We start from the raw sequence: 3,860 nt of genomic DNA on the forward strand, positions 1-3,860 counted from the left end.
GGCAACGGCAAGGGCCAGATCTTCGTGAAGGGCGAGGTCATCAAGACCGTCCCCGAGTCGAAGATCGTGGAGACCCTCATCGAAGAGGCGATGAAGATCGCCGAGCAGATGGAGAAGGACGGCGTCATGTCGGGCGAGCCGACGGTCGCCATCGGCGTGTAGTTCCGCCGCCCCCCGAGCGTTCCGGGCCCGGTCCCCGCCACCGGCGGGGCCGGGCCCTTCGCGCTGTACGGGCCCTGCGGCCCGGGGTCGTACGGCCGTCCGGCCCGGCCGGGCGTCCGGGCCCCGCAGGGGCCGCGCGGCGTACGCAAGCCACGCCGGGTACAGTGCGGAGATCAGCAGACTTGCATGGTGAGGCCCCAGTGTTGACGCAGACCACCACCCGGGTCCTAGAGCCCAGTGATCTTGACGCCGCGCTCGAGATCCTCGGACGCGAGCCGGTCGAGAACGCCTTCGTCACCTCCCGGGTCCAGGTCGCCGGGCTCGATCCGTGGCGCCTGGGCGGCGAGATGTGGGGCTGGTACGCGGACGGGGAGCTGCGCTCCCTCTGCTACGCCGGCGCCAACCTGGTCCCCGTGTGCGCCGGCCCCGACGCCGTCCGCGCCTTCGCCGACCGGGCCCGCAGGACCGGCCGCCGCTGTTCCTCCATCGTCGGCCCCGCCGAGGCGACCCGGCTGCTCTGGCAGCTCCTGGAGCCCAGCTGGGGACCGGCCCGCGACGTCCGCTCCCACCAGCCGCTCATGGTCACCGAGCACCCGTCCACCGAGGTCGCGGCCGACCCGGAGGTCCGCCGGATCCGCAAGGACGAGATGGACCTGATCATGCCCGCCTGCGTCGCCATGTTCACCGAAGAGGTCGGCATCTCCCCGATGGCCGGCGACGGGGGCCTGCTCTACCAGGCCCGGGTCGCCGAGCTGGTCTCCACCGGCCGCTCCTTCGCGCGCGTCGAGGACGGCAAGGTCGTCTTCAAGGCCGAGATCGGCGCCGCCACCTCCCGCGCCTGCCAGATCCAGGGCGTCTGGGTGGACCCCGAGTTCCGCGGCCGCGGGCACTCCGAGACCGGGATGGCCGCCGTCGTCGAGTACGCGCTCCGGGACGTGGCCCCCGTGGTGAGCCTCTACGTGAACGACTTCAACACCGCCGCGCGCGCCTCCTACCGCAGGGTCGGCTTCCGCGAGGTCGGCGCGTTCATGAGCGTCCTGTTCTGATTTTCGACGCGCCCGACTCCGTCCGTCGGTTCCCGGGCCGGGCGGGGGCGACCGGGGTCCTCCGGACGGCCGCGGGGGCGGCCCAGTAAGGTCACCGCATGCTGCCTACCCCCGGGGGAGAAGACCCCGCCCGGCCCGCCGGACTACGCATCGGGCCCCTCGACCTCGTCGACCGCGTCGACGACGCCCTGCGCGTGCAGGCCGTGGCCTTCGGGCTCAGCGAGGAGGAGGTCGGCATCCGGCGCTACATCGTCCAGCGCCACATGACCTGCCGCGGGGCCCGCGCGCTCGGCGCCTTCACCGAGGACGGGGTGCTCGCCGGGTTCGTCTACGGCATGCCCAACGACCGCGCGCACTGGTGGTCCGGCATCGTGGAGCCCTACCTGCGGGCCGGCGGTCACGAAGGCTGGCTCGACGGCTCCTTCGTGATCACCGAACTCCACGTCCACCCCGGGTTCCAGGGTCACGGCGTCGGCCGCACCCTCATCACCACGATCACCGACACCGCCGAGGAGAAGCGCTCGATCCTCTCCGCGATCGACATCGAGAGCCCCGCCCGGGGGCTCTACCGGTCCCTCGGCTACCAGGACCTCGCCCGTCCGGTCCACTTCCCGAGCGCGAGCCTCCCGTACGCCGTCATGGGCGCTCCGCTGCCCCTGCGCAGGCGCTGACCGCGGGCACCGAACGGGGGCACCTGCCGCGGGCCCGGCCGGCCGGACCAATTCGTTTCCGGGGCCGCGGCGGCCCCCGATAGCCTCTCGTCATGTCTACGCAACCCGTTCAGCGCATGTCCCGCCTCATGGCCAAGACGCTCCGCGAGGACCCGGCCGACGCCGAGACCATCAGCCACCGGCTCCTGGTCCGGGCAGGCTACGTCCGGCGCACCTCCGCCGGGGTGTGGAGCTGGCTGCCGCTCGGCAAGCGGGTCCTGGACAACGTCTCGCGCGTCGTCCGCGAGGAGATGGACGCGATCGGGGCGCAGGAGGTGCTCCTCCCGGCGCTGCTGCCCAAGGAGCCCTACGAGGTCAGCGGGCGCTGGTCGGAGTACGGGGACCTGCTGTTCCGGCTGAAGGACCGCAAGGGCGCGGACTACCTGCTCGGCCCCACCCACGAGGAGATCTTCACCCTGCTGGTCAAGGACCAGTGCACGTCCTACAAGGACCTGCCGGTCATGCTGTACCAGATCCAGATCAAGTACCGCGACGAGGCGCGGCCCCGCTCGGGCGTCCTGCGCGGCCGCGAGTTCCACATGAAGGACTCGTACTCCTTCGACGTGTCCGACGAGGGCCTCGCCGAGTCGTACGCCCTCCACCGCGCGGCCTACCGGCGGATCTTCGAGCGGCTCGGCCTCGACCACCGGATCGTGTCCGCGGTGTCCGGCGCGATGGGCGGCTCGGCGTCCGAGGAGTTCCTGGCGCCCGCCGAGGCGGGCGAGGACACCTTCGCGGACTGCCCCTCCTGCGACTACGCGGCGAACACGGAGGCGGTGACCTTCGCCCTGACCCCGGCCGGCGGCGAACACGGTCCGCTGGAGGAGATCCCCACCCCCGACACCCCCACGATCGAGACCCTGGCGGCCCACCTGGGCGTCCCCGCGTCCGCGACGCTGAAGAACCTCCTCGTCAAGGTGGACGGCGAGATCACGGCCGTCGGCGTACCGGGGGACCGCGAGGTGGACCTGGGCAAGCTCGCCGAGCACCTGGCCCCGGCCGTCGTGGAGTTGGTGACGGCCGAGGACTTCGCCGACCGGCCCGATCTGGTACGCGGCTACGTGGGCCCGCAGGGCCTCGACAAGGTCCGCTACCTAGCCGACCCCCGCATCGCGCCCGGCACTTCCTGGGTGACGGGGGCCAACAAGCCCGATACGCACGCCCGGAACGTGGTCTGCGGGCGGGACTTCGAGGTGGACCGGTACCTGGACGTGGTGGTCGTCGAGGCGGGCGACCCCTGCCCGTCCTGCGGGGCCGGGCTGAAGCTCGACCGGGCGATCGAGATCGGGCACATCTTCCAGCTGGGCCGCAAGTACGCGGACGCGTTCGGCCTCGACGTCCTCGGCAAGGAGGGCAAGCCGGTCCGGGTCACGATGGGCTCGTACGGCATCGGCGTCTCCCGCGCGGTGGCGGCCCTCGCCGAGCAGACGGCGGACGAGCGGGGTCTGTGCTGGCCCGCGGAGGTGGCCCCTGCCGACGTGCACGTGGTGGCGGCGGGCAAGGCGGTGCCGCTCGCTCTCGCGGAGTCCGCGGCCGGGGCTCTGGCGGAGGCGGGCCTCCGCGTCCTCCTGGACGACCGGCCGGGGCTCTCGCCGGGGGTGAAGCTCACGGACGCGGAGCTGATCGGCGTCCCGTGGATCCTGGTCGCGGGCCGCCGGTCCGCCGACGGCGTGGTCGAACTCCAGAACCGCGCGTCCGGCACCCGCGAGGAGCTCCCCCTGCCCGAAGCCCTGACCCGCCTGACCCGCTAGCGGCCCCGCCCCGTGCCACCCGCGGGCTGCGCCCCAGACCCCGCGCCTCGAACGCCGGCGGGGCTGGAAAATCCAGCCCGCCCGGCGTTCGAGGGTACGGGCGCGGAGCGCACGTACGGGGTCCGGGGCGGAGCCACGGTTTCGGGAAGGGGCGGGGTGGGGGAGAAGCCCCGCGCAGCGGCTACCCCGGC

General features: G+C 73.1%; 3 protein-coding genes and 1 pseudogene. All 4 read left to right on the forward strand.

From position 1 onward, the window contains the following. Positions 1-162 (forward strand): annotated as a pseudogene (locus ACWGDE_RS36990) (flavodoxin-dependent (E)-4-hydroxy-3-methylbut-2-enyl-diphosphate synthase); the annotation flags it as partial. Positions 163-362: 200 nt separating this feature from the next. Further along, complete coding sequence (locus ACWGDE_RS36995; protein WP_453393467.1) at positions 363-1,208, forward strand: GNAT family N-acetyltransferase; 846 nt, start codon at positions 363-365, stop codon at positions 1,206-1,208. Positions 1,209-1,306: 98 nt separating this feature from the next. Further along, positions 1,307-1,879, forward strand: coding sequence for a GNAT family N-acetyltransferase (locus ACWGDE_RS37000; protein WP_453393468.1), 573 nt, complete (start codon positions 1,307-1,309; stop codon positions 1,877-1,879). Between the two features lie 92 nt (positions 1,880-1,971). Further along, on the forward strand, positions 1,972-3,669 hold the full coding sequence (locus ACWGDE_RS37005; protein ID WP_453393469.1) for a proline--tRNA ligase: 1,698 nt from the start codon (positions 1,972-1,974) through the stop codon (positions 3,667-3,669). The last annotated feature ends 191 nt before the right edge of the window (positions 3,670-3,860 follow it).

The organism is Streptomyces sp. NPDC054956 (assembly GCF_053609185.1).